Below are 13,717 nucleotides of genomic sequence, written 5' to 3' on the forward strand. Positions count from 1 at the left end.
TGCCGATGATCGTCTGAAGGGTTGAATGGGTTTTAAAGCGATCGATGCGCTTCGGCGCGTCACGCGTACTGTTCGACGGCGCGCTTGTCGAGCAGCCGTTCGCCGCGCGCGGGCAAGCCGAGTTTCCTGCGGCCTTCGGCGGGCGTCAGCGCGCGGCCGCCGAGGCGCTCGATGATCTCGATGGCGCGCGTGACTAGGGAGCCGTTGCTCGCGGGCACGCCCTTGTCGAGCCAGATGTTGTCTTCGAGGCCGACGCGCACATGGCCGCCCAGCAGCATCGCCTGCGCGACCATCGGCATTTGCATGCGGCCGATGCCGAAGCCCGCCCACTGCGCCCCAACCGGCAGGTTGTCGGCCATTGCCTTCATCGTGGTCGTGTCAGCGGGCGCGCCCCAGGGAATGCCGAGGCACAGCTGGAACAGCGGCGGCGCATCGAGCAAGCCTTCCTTCAGCAATTGCTTTGCGAACCACAGATGGCCGGTGTCGAAGATCTCCAGTTCGGGCTTGACGCCGAGCTCCTGAATGCGCTTCGCACCTGCTCGCAGCTGAGCCGGCGTCGACACGTAGATGTAGTCGCCATCGCCGAAATTGAGCGTGCCGCAGTCGAGCGTGCAGATCTCCGGCAGAAGCTCTTCGACATGCGCAAGCCGCGTCAAGCCGCCGACCAGGTCGGTGTTCGCGCCGAAACGCATCGGATCTTCACCGGGGCCGATTTCGAGGTCGCCGCCCATGCCTGCCGTCAGGTTGATGATGACGTCCGTATCCGCCGAGCGGATGCGATCGACGACTTCGCGATACAGGTTCGGGTCGCGGCTGCCGCGTCCGGTTTTGGGGTCCCGCACATGGCAGTGCGCGACGGTCGCGCCGGCTTTCGCGGCCTCGATGGCCGCGTCGGCAATCTGCTTCGGCGTGACGGGAATGGCGGGGTGCTTGCCGACGGTGTCGCCTGCCCCCGTGACGGCACAGGTCACGATCACTTCAAGGTTCATGCTTGCAATTCCTGTTAGACGTTTCAAATGAAAATATGGAGTCCTGCTGGAGACACGAGATCAGAGACCGAGATACGCCTTGACAGCGGGTAAGCCGTCCTTGCCGTCATAGGTCTTGACACCGGCCAGCCATGCATCGAGCACCTGCGGATTCTGTTTCAGCCAGGCCTTGGCGACGTCGGCGGGCTTCTCCTTCTTCATCACCGACTGCATGACGACGTTTTCGATTTGTGTCGTAAAGCGCAGATTGCTGACGAGTTTTCCAGCGTTCGGGCAACGCGTCATAAAGTCGGTCGACGTTAGCGTGTAGACGCGCGCTTCGCCGTCGTTGGGACCGAATACGCCATCGCTGCCGGTCAGATATTTCATGTCGAGCTGAATGTTCATCGGATGCGGCTGCCAGCCGAGAAAGACCACCCATTTCTTTTCGCGCACCGCGCGCTCGACGGTGACGAGCATGCCCGCTTCGCTCGATTCGACCAGCTTGAATCCGCCGAGACCGAACTGGTTGGTCGCGATCATTTTCTGGATTGCGGCATTCGCGCTGCTGCCCGGCTCGATGCCGTAGATCTTCCCGTCGAGTTCGTCGCGATGCTTGGCGATGTCGGCGAAAGTCTTCAGGCCCGCGTCGTATTCGTAGGTCGGCACCGCAAACGTGGCTTTCGCGCCGGTCAGATTGGGCGGCTGCAACACGTTGATCGACTTGGACTCGATGAACGGCGCAATTGCCATTTGCTGCACGGGCCACCAGTAACCCAGCGATACGTCGAGCTGCTTGCTCTTCAACCCGGCGAACGAAATCGGCACGGAGGCAACCGTCGTCACGGGCTGATAGCCGAGTCCTTCGAACACGGTCGAGGCGAGCGCCGTTGTCGACGTAATATCCGTCCAGCCGATATCCGCGAAATGGACGGCCCGGCAGCTTGCCGGATCCTGCGCGAATGCGGGCAAGGACATGGCCGCGAGAAGCCCGGCCAGGCCTGCGGTAATGGCTTTGATGCGCAACTTCATGAGAATCCCCCTGGACGCGTTATATGGCGAGCCTGCATTGCGGGTGGCGAATCGGATGACCTGAACCGATCCGGTGTGCAATCAAGGTACCGGTTCATATCGCGCCCAAATCGACCCTCAGCGACCCGTTCTTGCTTGCGAGCGACCATGAGGGAAAACCACAGTGCGGGACGAATGGCTCGCCGGGCGCGGCTTGTGCACGGCTTGTGGACGGCTTGTGCACTGCGTCATCGGGCCGGTTATTTTTGGCGTTGCTTGCCGCGTCGCATGGCGCTTGCTACGCTCGCCGGATTCGACGCATCCGCTTCACGTGACCTCCCGAGCATCAAGTGATGCCCCAAGACATCTCGTTCCTGCTGCTGCCGGGTTTTTCGGCCCTCGGTTTCATGTCGGTCATCGAGCCTTTACGCGTCGCGAACCGCTTTCGCGAGAACCTGTACCGCTGGCACATCGTGAGCGTGGACGGCGCGCCCGTGCCCGCGAGCAATGGCATCTCGCTGAACGCCGAAGCGGCGTTCGCGGACGTCGATGACGTGCAGAGCGTGTTCGTGGTCGCGGGTTTCGAACCGCTTGCGTGCTATACCCGCGCGCTCGGCGACTGGCTCAAGCGCCTCGACCGCGCGAACGTCACGCTTGGCGGCATCGACACGGGCGCATTCATTCTTGCCGAAGCGGGACTGCTTCGCCCGACCGATAGCGTCACCTTGCATTGGGAAGCGCTGTCCGCGTTTCGCGAGCGTTACCCGTCCGTGGCGGCGAGCGGAGATCTATTCGAAATCGGCGAACGGCGCATTACGTGCGCGGGCGGCACCGCTTCGATCGACATGATGCTCGATCTGATTGCGCGCAGTCACGGCGCGGCGCTTGCCTCGTCGATCTCCGAGCAGTTCGTGTTGAGCCGCATCCGGCAGCGCTCCGATCATCAGCGCATGGAAATCGCCGCGCGCTATGGCGTGCACAATCCCAAGCTGATCCAGGTGATCGGCGTGATGGAACAGAACATGGAGGAGCCGCTCGCGCCGGCCGATCTCGCACAGGCAATCGGCGTCACGCGCCGGCAGCTCGAGCGGCTCTTTTGTTCGCTGCTCAAGGACACGCCGACGCATTTCTATCTGCAATTGCGGCTCGATCGCGCGCGGGAGCTGCTGCGCCAGACCGATATGTCGATTACGGCGATATGCGTGGCATGCGGGTTCGAATCGCCGTCGCATTTTTCGCGGACCTATCGCGCGAGGTTTGGCGCGAGCCCCAGGCGCGACAGGAGTCCGGCAAGTTCGGAGGCGCAGGCGCGACGGCACTGATTAACGGCGATACCGTTGCGCGCGCAAGCATCGCGTCCAACTTCAGGCATGCTCGCGTGCGCCAAGTTCGCCTGGTTCACCCAATTCATTGAACAGCCATCGCCGGAAAAGCGGCACCGCGGCGGGTGCGGGACGCGCGGGCGGACAGACGAGGTAATAGCCGCGCCCGGTCGTCACGGGTGTGTCGAGCAGGCGTACCAGAAGCCCGGATGCGATCAGTTCGTCGGTCAGCGGCGTCCAGCCCAGCGCGACGCCCTGGCCCATCAGGGCGGCCTGCACGACAAGCGAATAACTGTTGAACATGATCCCCTGGCTTTCTTCCGGCGCGGCGAGGCCATGGGCGGCAAACCATGTGTCCCACGCGAGCCAGCGCTCGGGTTCGGTCGGTTGCACGTGCAGCAGCGGCAACGCGGCGAGATCGGCGGGGTGGGTCACGGCGCGGGTCACGGTGCAATTCGCGTCGCGGAACGCAGGTGAGCAGACCGGCGTGACGGCTTCGGCGAACAGCCGCGTCGAGGTGCAGGGCGGCCAGTGGCCGTCGCCGAATGCAATCGCAATGTCGGCGTGATCGCGGTGAGGATCGTAGCCAAGCTGCGACGTGACGATCTTCACGTTGACACCCGGCATCGACGCTTTCAGGCGCGCGAGGCGCGGCATCAGCCAATAGGTGGCGAAGCCCGCGTCGGTGAGGATCGTCAATGCGCCCGTCGCGCGGCGCGCGCGAATGCAGGCGGTCGCCTCGCGAATCGTGTCGAGACCGCTGCGCACGGCTTCGTAGAGCAGCGCGCCTTCGGCCGTGAGCGTCACGCCGCGATGCCCGCGCTCGAACAGCGGCGCGCCGAGGTCTTCTTCCAGTTGCACGATGCGCTGGCTGACCGCGGGCTGGGTCGAGCCGAGCTCGCGCGCGGCGGCCGTGAAGCTCGCGAGGCGCGCGGCCGATTCGAAAGCCGAAAGCGTCTGCATCGGCGGAAGACGGTCTGGACCAGGCACAGGCATAACATCCCCTTATGGGCCGATAAGCGTACGCCGCCTTCACAAAGGTTTCGCAGGCGGCAATAGTGAAGTCCACGCGGCGAGTCACAACGATGCCTGCATCGCCGCGCAACGACGCATAACCGTACGATTCTAATCCGCCCCGCCCATGAGCTCTGTCACAAAGCAGAATATCCTCGTCCTGATGGCCGACCAGATGACGCCGTTTGCACTGCGCGCGTATGGCAATCAGGTTTCGCTGACGCCGCGCATCGATGCGCTTGCGAAAGAAGGCGTCGTGTTCGATGCCGCGTACTGCGCGAGCCCGCTGTGCGCGCCGGCCCGCATTTCGATGATGACGGGCAAACTGCCCGCCGCCACCGATGCATACGATAACGCCGCCGAATTGCCCGCACAAACGCTGACGTTCGCGCACTACCTGCGCGCGGCCGGTTATCGGACGATCCTTTCGGGAAAGATGCACTTCTGCGGCCCGGACCAATTGCACGGCTTCGAAGAGCGGCTCACGACCGACATCTATCCCGCCGATTTCGGCTGGGTGCCCGACTGGGACCGCCCCGATGTGCGTCCCAGCTGGTATCACAACATGAGTTCGGTGCTGGATGCGGGCCCCTGCGTGCGCACGAACCAGCTCGATTTCGATGATGAAGTCACCTACACCGCGCGCCAGAAACTTTATGACATCGCACGGGAGCGGGCTGCGCAACGGGATGAGCGTCCGTTCTGCATGGTCGTGTCGCTCACGCATCCGCACGATCCGTATGCGATTACCCAGCAGTACTGGGACCTGTACCGCGATGAGGACATCGACATGCCGCGCATCACGCTCACGCGCGCCGAGAGCGATCCTCATTCGAGGCGCCTGCGCGATCTCTACGAGGCGGACCTGACGCCACCGACCGACCAGCAGATTCGCAATGCGCGGCACGCCTATTACGGCGCGCTGTCGTATGTCGACGCGCAGTTCGGCGCGCTGCTCGATACGCTGAAGGCAACCGGTCTTGCCGACGATACGATCGTGATCGTCACGTCGGATCACGGGGAGATGCTCGGCGAGCGCGGGCTCTGGTACAAGATGACCTGCCTCGAAGGCGGCGTGCGCGTGCCGCTGATCGTGCATGCGCCCGCGCAATACCGCGCGCGGCGCGTGGCGCAGGCGGTCTCGCATGTCGATCTGCTGCCGACGCTGGTCGAGATGGCGACTGGCACGCGCCGCACGCAATGGCCCGACCCCGTCGACGGGCGCAGCCTGTTGCCGCACCTTCAGGACGACGGCGGCCACGACGAAGCGATCGTCGAGTACTTTGCGGAAGGCGCGATTGCGCCGATGGTGATGATCCGCCGCGGCAAGTACAAATTCATCCATACGCCGGTCGATCCCGATCAGCTCTATGACCTCGCGAACGATCCCGGCGAATGCGTAAACCTCGCGCCGGATCCGCAAGCCGCGAGCCTCGTCGACGCGTTTCGCAATGAAGTCGCGCGGCGCTGGGATATCCCGGCATTGCATCAGGCGGTGCTGACGAGCCAGCGCCGTCGGCGCTTTCATTTCGAAGCAACGACGCAGGGCGCGATCCGCTCATGGGACTGGCAACCGTTCAACGACGCGAGCCAGCGCTATATGCGCAATCACATCGAGCTCGACACGCTGGAGGCCATGGCGCGCTATCCACGCGTTACGCGCTGAATCGCATCAATACGGGAGTACACGATGAACAAAAGCTGGAGAAGTTCGCTTGCGAAGACGGTGCTGGCAGTCGCGACGCTTGGCGCGGCCCTGACGGGGATCTTACGTGCTGCCGATGCTGCCGAACCGCAAAGCTGCACACAGGTTCGCATGGCCGATCCGGGGTGGTCGGATATCGACGCGACCAATGCCATGGCGGGCGTATTGCTGAAAGCGCTGGGCTACCAGCAGAACGTGTCGAACCTGTCGGTGCCGATCACGTATCAGGGCTTGAAGAAAGGGCAAATCGACGTGTTTCTAGGCAACTGGATGCCCGCCCAAGGTCCGCTCGTGAAACCGTTCGTGGACGAGCGTTCAATCGACGTGCTGCACGCGAACCTGACCAATGCGAAATTCACGCTGGCGGTGCCAGACTATGTGGCGGCGGCGGGCGTGCACTCGTTCGCGGACCTCGTCAAGCATGCGGACCAGTTCAACGGGAGGATCTACGGTATCGAGCCGGGCGCGCCGGCCAATCAGAACATCAAGAAGATGATCGCGGAAAAGGCATTCGGGCTTGGCGACTGGAAGATCGTCGAATCGAGTGAAACGGGCATGCTCACGCAAGTGGAGCGCGCCGTGCGCGACAAGCAGTGGATCGTATTCCTCGCGTGGGAGCCGCACGTGATGAACACGAAATTCCGCTTGAGCTATTTATCCGGCGGCGATGCATTTTTTGGCCCGAACTATGGCGGCGCGACCGTGAATACGGTGACACGGCCGGGCTTTGCCGGCCAGTGCGGAAATCTTGCGCGGCTTTTCCAGCAGATGACATTCAATGTCGATCTGGAAAACCGGATCATCGCGAATGTGCTGCTAAACAAGATGGATGTCAATGTGGCGGCGCGCAATGCACTGAAGAGCAATCCGGGATTGCTCGATGCATGGCTCAAGGGTGTGACGACCACGAGCGGTGCGGACGGATTGCAGGCAGTGCAGGCGCAACTCGGCATTCACTAAATACCAGACCGCAAGCGGCGTCAACGATATGTAATGAGGCGCGCGCAGTTTTGCCATGAACTGCGCGCTTCTTCTTTTATTGCCCGTGTCGCTGCAAGGCCAAAGCGTGTCGCGTCTGGTCGGTTTGCCCGAAATATGGATTTGTACTGTGCGTGGACCGTGATGCAGGTCGCGCACGCGGCGAAGTCATCTTCGCGTTCCCCTACCTTATAGCCTGGCAAGAGAGAGCTCAATGAAAAAACTGAATGCCGCAGCATTGACGGGCGTCGCACTGGCGCTCGCCGGGGTCTCCACCGCGAGTCACGCACAAAGCAGCGTGACGTTATACGGGATTCTCGATGCGGGTATAACCTGGGTGAACAACACGGGCGGCTCGCACGTCGTGAAGTTCGACGATGGCATCTCGTACGGCAACCGTTGGGGCATCAAGGGCACCGAAGATCTGGGCGGCGGCCTGCAAGCGGTCTTTGCGCTGGAGAGCGGCTTTCACCTGGGCAATGGGCAGTTGGGTTTTGGCGGTTCGATGTTCGGTCGCCAGGCGTATGTGGGACTGCAGAACCAGTGGGGCACATTGTCGTTCGGCAATCAGCTGGATATGACTGAAGAGATGGTGTACCTCTACAACGTCTCGGCATGGGCGAGCGGTTATGCGATTCATCAGGGCGACTTCGACCGGTTCAACGGCGACCGCCTGCCCAATGCGGTGAAGTTCCTGTCGAAGGAATTCGGGGGCTTCATGTTCGGCGGCATGTATTCGTTCGGCAACGTCGCGGGCGACTTCCATCGGGACAGCGCATGGAGCGTGGGCGCGCACTATGCGAACGGATCGTTCACAGCGGGCGCCGCCTACACGCAGTTGAACAATCCGCATGGCATCTACGCGTTCGATCCGTACGCGATGCTCGGCGTGCACACGTTTCTCGGACAACAGGTCGCGACGGTCGATCCCGCCACGGGAGCGCGAACCGATCTGTTTTCGGCCAACCCGTTCCCGGTGGACAAGCAGGGCACATTCGGCATTGGATCGAGCTATGCGATCGGCAATGTGACGCTGATGGGTAACTTCACGTACACCGCGATCAAGGGTCTTGGCGTGACGTCGCACATGAAGGTGGGTGAGGGCGGCGCCAGTTGGCAGGTGACGCCTGCGTTCAGTGTGATCGGCGGCTATCAGTACACGAACTTCGAAGGGCACCACTGGAATCAGGGCTCGCTCGGCGCGCACTATCTGTTGTCCAAGCGCACGGATGTGTATATCTCCGGTGACTATCTGAAGGCGTCGAGTGGCGTGGACGCGGTGATCGGCTATAGCTTCACGCCGTCGACCTCGACGACTCAAGCCGACGTGCGGATCGGGATGCGGCATTCGTTCTGAGTGCGCCGCTCGCGCCTACGTCTCGCTCCAAAGCCGCAAAAGATTGTGATAGCAGCCCACGAGACTACGGCGCGCGCCGGCGTCCGCGTCGCTGGCGTTCAGCCGCTGGATGGCGGTATCCATGTCGAACAGCAGCGCGCGTTTCGTGTCGTCGCGCACGAGGCTTTGCACCCAGAAGAAGCTCGCAACGCGCGCGCCGCGCGTGACTGGCCTGACCTGGTGCAGGCTCGTGGCCGGATAGACGATCATGTCGCCCGCAGGCAGCTTCACTTCCTGCACGCCATAGGTGTCTTCGACCACGAGTTCGCCGCCTGCGTATTCCTCGGGCGATGAGAGAAACAGCGTGACCGAGACGTCGGTGCGCAGCTTCAGCCCATTGGGCAGCACGCGCACCGCGCCGTCGACATGGCTGCCGAACGTCATGCCGCCTTCGTAGCGATTGAAGAGCGGCGGATACACCTGGTTGGGCAGCGCCGCGCTGATAAAGAGCGGATGGCGCTCGATGGCCGCGAGCACCACGTCGCCCAGCTCGCGCGCGAGCGGCGTGTGCTCGGCAATCTGCCGGTTGTGCTTGACGGGCGCGCCCGACCATCCGGCCGTGGCGCGGCCATCGACCCATGCATCGCCGGCATGATCGAGCCGCTCGCGCAGCGCGCGCACCTGCTCGGGCGTCAATACGTTGGGAACATGGATCAGCATCGCGTGCTTCCTTTTCGAATCAGAAACGATAGTTCGCCGTAGCGAGGAACGTGCGGCCGACGCCCGGCACCGAACGTCCGCCATCGGAGGGAACGAGTGCGTCGTAATAGAACTTGTTGGTGATGTTCAGCAGATTGAGCTGCACGTCCCACTTCTTTGCGTGATACGCGGCCATCGCATCCCAGCGCGTATAGCCGCCCGTTTCCACATAATTCGTGTTCGACGCATAGCGCGACGACATATAGGTCGGCCCGCCGCCGATTTCCCAATGCGGCGTGAACGCATACGTGGTCCACAGCGTGAAGGTGTTGCGCGGCGTGTTGGCCGGCGTGTGGCCCTGGGTGCCGTCGAGCGCCTTGAGGATCACGCCGTCCATATACGTGTAACCCGCGAACACTTGCCACTTGTTCGTGATGTGGCCCGTGGCGCCCGCCTGAAAGCCGCGCACGCGAATGTCGCCTTCGAGCATGTATTGGCCGGTCGATGTCTGCGTGCGCGCATTGTCTTTTTCCTGCTGGAAAAGCGCCGACGTCACCGAGAGATTGCCGCCCAGCAGATCCCATTTGCCGCCCACTTCATACGATTTGCTGCTCTCGGGCGCGAGGTTCTGCGTGTTGTTCGTGACCGTGAGCGCTTCGAGCGACGGATTGAACGAGGTGCCGTACGAGAAGTAATACGACTGCCAGTCGGTGGGCTGGTAGATCGCGCCGGCGCGCACGCTCGTGAAGGTATTGGTCTGGTCCGCGTAGGCGGGCGCGCTCACGGTGTTCGCAATGTGCGCCTGGAAGCGATCCCAGCGCACGCCGCCGATGAGCTTCCAGTGCTCGCCGATCGACATGGTTTCATTGAAGTACGCGGCCAGCGAGGTCGCGCCCGATTCCGCATGATTGCCCACGGTCTGCGTGACGTTCGAAGGTGTCGGAATATAGACGGGGTCGAGCAGCGAGACGATCGGCAGGTTGTTGCGCGTCGTGGCCTGGTTCGTATAGCTGTCGTGGCCGATTTCGACGCCCGCAATCATCTCGTGCTTCACGGCGCCCGTGGAGAACTTGTATTGCGCCATCGTATCGTTATAGATCGAGTGGTTCTCGATCACGCGGTCGTGGCTCGCGAGCTTCACGTACAGCGATGAAAGCGGCAACGTCGTGTAGTTGCCGTTTTTCAGCGCCGGGCTCGAGGCGAGCGGGCCGGTCAGCACGGCGCCCGGAGCGGTCTCGCGCGCATCGGTGCGCGAGTGCGAGAACTGCGTCTGGTTGCTGATCTTGAACTGCTCGTTGAAGGTGTGATCGATGCGCGCCGACACCGTTTGCACGTCCTGGATCGTGCGGTCGTCGGTGAGGCCGTAGAAAGTGCTCTTCGACGGCGCGAACGGATGCCCGTTAATCGACTGCACACCATAATCGGGCATATCGCGGTTGTGCTGGATGAGCGCCGAGAGCGTGATCTCGGTGGGGGTGCCAATCCCGAAGCGCAGCTCGGGAGCGAAGCCGTAATCCTTGTTCTTCATCTGGTCGCGCGTCGAACCCATCGACTGGCCAAACGCGTTCAGGCGGAACGCGGCATGGTCGCCGAGCGGGCGGTTCAGGTCGAGCGTCGTGCGATAGCGGTCGTCGGTGCCGAGGGTGGCCGAGACTTCGGTGAACGGCTTGCGCGTCGCGTGCTTGGTCACCTGATTGATCACGCCGCCTGTCGAGCCGCGTCCGAACAGCATCGACGAAGGACCGTAAAGCACTTCGATCGACTCGAGGTCGAAGGTGTCGCGGTAGTACTGGTTGCGGTCGCGAAAGCCGTCCAGATAGATGTCATTCTGTGCGGTGAAGCCGCGCAGATTGATGTTGTTGCCGATCTGCCCGCCTTCCGCGCCGCCGATCGTGATGCCCGGCGCGTTGCGCAAGGCGTCCTGAAACGAGGTGGCGCCCTGCGACTGCATCACGGCCTTGTTGATGACGGTGACGCTTTGGGGGATGTCGCGCAGCGCCGTGGGCGTTTTTGCGCCCACGGTCGAGGTCTCAGCCTGGAAGTCCTGATTATGCTGGCCGGGGGCCTGGGCCGAGACGGAGATGGCGGGCAGCGTGGCGTTATCCGTGGCCGGAGTCGCCGGAGCTGGCGGAGTGGCCGGAGTGGCCCGAGTTGGCGGAGTGGCCCGAGCTGGCGGGGCAGCCTCGCTCTGCTGCGCGGCAACCGGCGCGCTCTGGGCGAGCGCGGACGAAGCAAAAGGTACGGCAAAGACCAGCGCGAGCGCACTCGCGAGCGGCGTCCTGTTCGACATGGGGGCCCTGTGCAAGGAATAATCCGCGCGATCGATTGCGCACGCATGGCGCAACAGCGCGGGCGGGGTGGCTGGCTGAGCCGCCCCAGATGCACGGGGAAACGACGCTAGGCTGGCTGGTCCTGGTTTAAACGTCCCGAATTCTGCCGGGAAATGAGAATCGATATCATTCCATATATTTCAGTCGGTTTCAATCAGTTGGCAGCATTTCAGCAACACTTTCAGCCGCTCATCGCGAGGGCCGCCGTGTCGCGGTGGGTGATCGCCGTCGAATTAATGGGCCCAAGCAAAAGACGGATGCGCTGACCCTCGTAGGGTTGGTCATCATGCTGCCGGACCGCCCGCAGAACCGTCTGCTTTCCCAGCTGGAAGGCGAGCCGGATCTGCGCTTCAGTGTGGTCGGCTGCGCCCAGCGTTTCGCAGACGACTTCATACGGAATGGCAAAGGCACGGTATCCCCACGCAAACCCGTACGCGGAAAACCACAATTCGGTGCCGTGAGAGAGGACGGGCGCCGTAAGCCAGATGGTTGGCTCATTCATGGAGTTCACCTTTCAGAAGACATCAAGTCATCGATTTCGCGTTTCCCGTGCCGCTCGGTTGTGTGCTGGGCGTTCTGATGTATCGCCGAACAACAGGCTATGCCTCGAGAGCAACGTTCGTTTGACGTATATCAATGTCGTGCGAGCGCCTGAAAAATACGGGCATTGATCTGCGATGCCTTGGAAACGAGGGGGAATCGCTCATACGTGCATTGCTGGAACGATCGACGGCCGCGAAATCTCAGCATGCTCCGGCGATCACGGCGGCGTTGATATGCATCAACTGGCGAAGGGGCAAGGGCGAGTCTAGTTCCAGATAGCGGCCGTACCTGGACGAAGGAGGGTGAAATGGCCTGGAACCGCCGATACAGCCTGATCAGCCACGTGCGCTCGTCGCTGTGGATCGTACCGGTTTTCGCGGTGATGTCCGCCATGATTCTCAAACGTGTCGCTGTTGCCGTCGGCGAGTGGCTCATCAGCACGCATGGCTATGACGTTGAGAACGGATTCCTCTCCGTGAGCGCGGATGAGGCCCACGCCATACTCGACCGCATCTTCACGCTCAACCTGTCGTGCCTCGTATTTACCTTCAGCTCATTGCTCGTCGCGATCCAGATCGCGGGGGGGCAATACACGCCACGCATCATCGCGACAACCCTGCTCCGGAACAACGTCATCCGTTGGGTGGTGGGGCTATTCGTCTTCTCGATGCTCTGGACCCACAGGACGATGACCGAGCTCGGCCAGGGCACGCTCATACCGCAATTGCAGGTTGCCCTTGCCACCGCGATCGGGCTCGCGTCGCTCGTGGCGTTCATCCTGCTGATCGACTATTCGGCGCGACTCCTGAGGCCAGTGAGTCTCGTGGGCCGTGTCGCCGAGCTGGGATTCATCGTCATCCGCAATGTGTATCCCGACAAGTTGTCCGAGCAGGGAGACGCCGCCCTGGCGGACGACGCCGCGGCCGCGGAAGTGGACAGCGCACGAATGAGACGTGAGCCGGCGAACCGCGTCGTTTGCCTGCGCGGCAGGTCCGGCGTCGTGCTGGCCGTCAATCTGCCAGGCCTTGTGCGCGAGGCGCAGCGTGCGGATTGTTTTATTGAATTCGCGGTTCAGGTCGGCGATTTCGTTGCAACCGATGAGCCGCTTTTCTATTTGTATGGCAATTCCTGGGCGCTGGACGGCCGTCGGCTGGAAAACCTCGTCGCACTCGGCTCCGAGAGGACGATGGAGCAGGATCCCATGTTCGCGTTCCGCATCGAGGTGGATATCGCGCTGAAAGCGCTGTCGCCGGCCATCAACGATCCGACGACAGCAGTTCTGGCAATCGATCAATTGCACAGGCTGCTCGGGATGATTGGAAAGCGCTCGCTGGCCAACCGCGAAATCTACGACGAGAGCGGGCAACCCCGGGTGGCCTTTTACACGCCTGACTGGGAAGACTATGTTCATATGTGCTTCAGGGAAATCCGGATGGCAGGAGCCGGAAGCATCCAGATTGGCCGGCGCCTTCGGGCCATGATCGATAACCTGACGACGACGTTGCCCGCATCGCATCACGCCGCTTTACGCAGCGAACGTGACCTCCTGGACGCAGCGATTGAACGGGAGCACATTCTGGCCGAAGACGCGATCCTGGCGCGTATCGGCGACACCCAGGGGCTGGGCGGCTCGTCCGTCGCGTCCAGCGCAAGGAGCCGGCCTCGACTCATTGTCAGCATGGACCCCGACCACACATCAGAGCCGGAAGCCACCACGCATGCGGGGCGATAAAGAAGCAGGCTGCCTTGCGGCAGGCAACTGACCTGCATCAATTGCAAGGTCCGGTGCATGATTATCGTGGATCGATGAT

The 13,717-nt window shown here is 62.3% G+C and carries 11 protein-coding genes; 5 read left to right on the plus strand and 6 right to left on the minus strand.

Annotated elements, in window-relative coordinates; all coding sequences use genetic code 11:
• Window positions 1-59: 59 nt before the first annotated feature.
• Complete coding sequence (locus tag P5W98_RS24760; RefSeq protein WP_421027411.1) at window positions 60-989, minus strand: 3-keto-5-aminohexanoate cleavage protein; 930 nt, start codon at window positions 987-989, stop codon at window positions 60-62.
• A 60-nt stretch (window positions 990-1,049) separates the two neighbouring features.
• Window positions 1,050-2,000 (minus strand): choline ABC transporter substrate-binding protein, encoded by a 951-nt coding sequence (locus P5W98_RS24765; protein ID WP_421027412.1) that lies wholly within the window; start codon window positions 1,998-2,000, stop codon window positions 1,050-1,052.
• A gap of 332 nt (window positions 2,001-2,332) precedes the next feature.
• On the opposite strand from P5W98_RS24765, the gene P5W98_RS24770 reads away from it, so the two are divergent.
• Window positions 2,333-3,301, plus strand: a complete 969-nt coding sequence (locus P5W98_RS24770) for a GlxA family transcriptional regulator (protein ID WP_421027413.1) — start codon at window positions 2,333-2,335, stop codon at window positions 3,299-3,301.
• Window positions 3,302-3,343: 42 nt separating this feature from the next.
• Here P5W98_RS24770 and P5W98_RS24775 read toward each other — a convergent pair whose 3' ends face one another.
• Window positions 3,344-4,297 (minus strand): choline sulfate utilization transcriptional regulator, encoded by a 954-nt coding sequence (locus P5W98_RS24775; RefSeq protein WP_421073374.1) that lies wholly within the window; start codon window positions 4,295-4,297, stop codon window positions 3,344-3,346.
• A gap of 145 nt (window positions 4,298-4,442) precedes the next feature.
• Between P5W98_RS24775 and betC the strand changes: the two genes are divergently transcribed.
• From betC to P5W98_RS24790, 3 genes are all read left to right on the plus strand, one after another.
• Window positions 4,443-5,981, plus strand: coding sequence for a choline-sulfatase (betC, locus tag P5W98_RS24780; protein ID WP_421027415.1), 1,539 nt, complete (start codon window positions 4,443-4,445; stop codon window positions 5,979-5,981).
• A gap of 24 nt (window positions 5,982-6,005) precedes the next feature.
• The gene (locus P5W98_RS24785) at window positions 6,006-6,980 is read left to right on the plus strand and encodes a choline ABC transporter substrate-binding protein (RefSeq protein WP_421027416.1); all 975 of its coding nucleotides are present in this window, start codon (window positions 6,006-6,008) and stop codon (window positions 6,978-6,980) included.
• A gap of 232 nt (window positions 6,981-7,212) precedes the next feature.
• Entirely contained in the window at window positions 7,213-8,355 is a 1,143-nt protein-coding gene (locus P5W98_RS24790) for a porin (protein WP_421027417.1), read from the plus strand.
• Between the two features lie 15 nt (window positions 8,356-8,370).
• On the opposite strand, the gene P5W98_RS24795 is transcribed toward P5W98_RS24790, so the two are convergent.
• The 3 genes from P5W98_RS24795 to P5W98_RS24805 form a co-directional block, all read right to left on the minus strand.
• The gene (locus P5W98_RS24795; protein WP_421027418.1) at window positions 8,371-9,054 is read right to left on the minus strand and encodes a Fe2+-dependent dioxygenase; all 684 of its coding nucleotides are present in this window, start codon (window positions 9,052-9,054) and stop codon (window positions 8,371-8,373) included.
• Window positions 9,055-9,073: 19 nt separating this feature from the next.
• Window positions 9,074-11,323: a TonB-dependent receptor gene (locus P5W98_RS24800; protein ID WP_421027419.1), complete on the minus strand. Its 2,250-nt coding sequence runs from the start codon at window positions 11,321-11,323 to the stop codon at window positions 9,074-9,076.
• Between the two features lie 221 nt (window positions 11,324-11,544).
• Window positions 11,545-11,865, minus strand: coding sequence for a hypothetical protein (locus P5W98_RS24805; protein ID WP_421027420.1), 321 nt, complete (start codon window positions 11,863-11,865; stop codon window positions 11,545-11,547).
• A gap of 348 nt (window positions 11,866-12,213) precedes the next feature.
• On the opposite strand from P5W98_RS24805, the gene P5W98_RS24810 reads away from it, so the two are divergent.
• Window positions 12,214-13,638 carry a DUF2254 domain-containing protein gene (locus P5W98_RS24810; protein ID WP_421027421.1) on the plus strand — a complete coding sequence of 475 codons (1,425 nt, stop codon included), beginning with the start codon at window positions 12,214-12,216 and terminating at the stop codon, window positions 13,636-13,638.
• Window positions 13,639-13,717: the final 79 nt, after the last annotated feature.

It is taken from the genome of Paraburkholderia sp. A1BS-2L (genome assembly GCF_051125205.1).
Lineage (GTDB): Bacteria > Pseudomonadota > Gammaproteobacteria > Burkholderiales > Burkholderiaceae > Paraburkholderia.

What these genes read in the sequence shown, in the direction of transcription:
- P5W98_RS24810 (WP_421027421.1), top strand. Translation starts at nt 12,214, where the DNA reads ATGGCCTGGAACCGCCGATACAGCCTGATCAGCCACGTGCGCTCGTCG.
- P5W98_RS24805 (WP_421027420.1), bottom strand. Translation starts at nt 11,865, where the DNA reads ATGAATGAGCCAACCATCTGGCTTACGGCGCCCGTCCTCTCTCACGGC.
- P5W98_RS24770 (WP_421027413.1), top strand. Translation starts at nt 2,333, where the DNA reads ATGCCCCAAGACATCTCGTTCCTGCTGCTGCCGGGTTTTTCGGCCCTC.
- P5W98_RS24765 (WP_421027412.1), bottom strand. Translation starts at nt 2,000, where the DNA reads ATGAAGTTGCGCATCAAAGCCATTACCGCAGGCCTGGCCGGGCTTCTC.
- P5W98_RS24800 (WP_421027419.1), bottom strand. Translation starts at nt 11,323, where the DNA reads ATGTCGAACAGGACGCCGCTCGCGAGTGCGCTCGCGCTGGTCTTTGCC.
- P5W98_RS24775 (WP_421073374.1), bottom strand. Translation starts at nt 4,297, where the DNA reads ATGCCTGTGCCTGGTCCAGACCGTCTTCCGCCGATGCAGACGCTTTCG.
- P5W98_RS24760 (WP_421027411.1), bottom strand. Translation starts at nt 989, where the DNA reads ATGAACCTTGAAGTGATCGTGACCTGTGCCGTCACGGGGGCAGGCGAC.
- P5W98_RS24795 (WP_421027418.1), bottom strand. Translation starts at nt 9,054, where the DNA reads ATGCTGATCCATGTTCCCAACGTATTGACGCCCGAGCAGGTGCGCGCG.
- betC (WP_421027415.1), top strand. Translation starts at nt 4,443, where the DNA reads ATGAGCTCTGTCACAAAGCAGAATATCCTCGTCCTGATGGCCGACCAG.
- P5W98_RS24785 (WP_421027416.1), top strand. Translation starts at nt 6,006, where the DNA reads ATGAACAAAAGCTGGAGAAGTTCGCTTGCGAAGACGGTGCTGGCAGTC.
- P5W98_RS24790 (WP_421027417.1), top strand. Translation starts at nt 7,213, where the DNA reads ATGAAAAAACTGAATGCCGCAGCATTGACGGGCGTCGCACTGGCGCTC.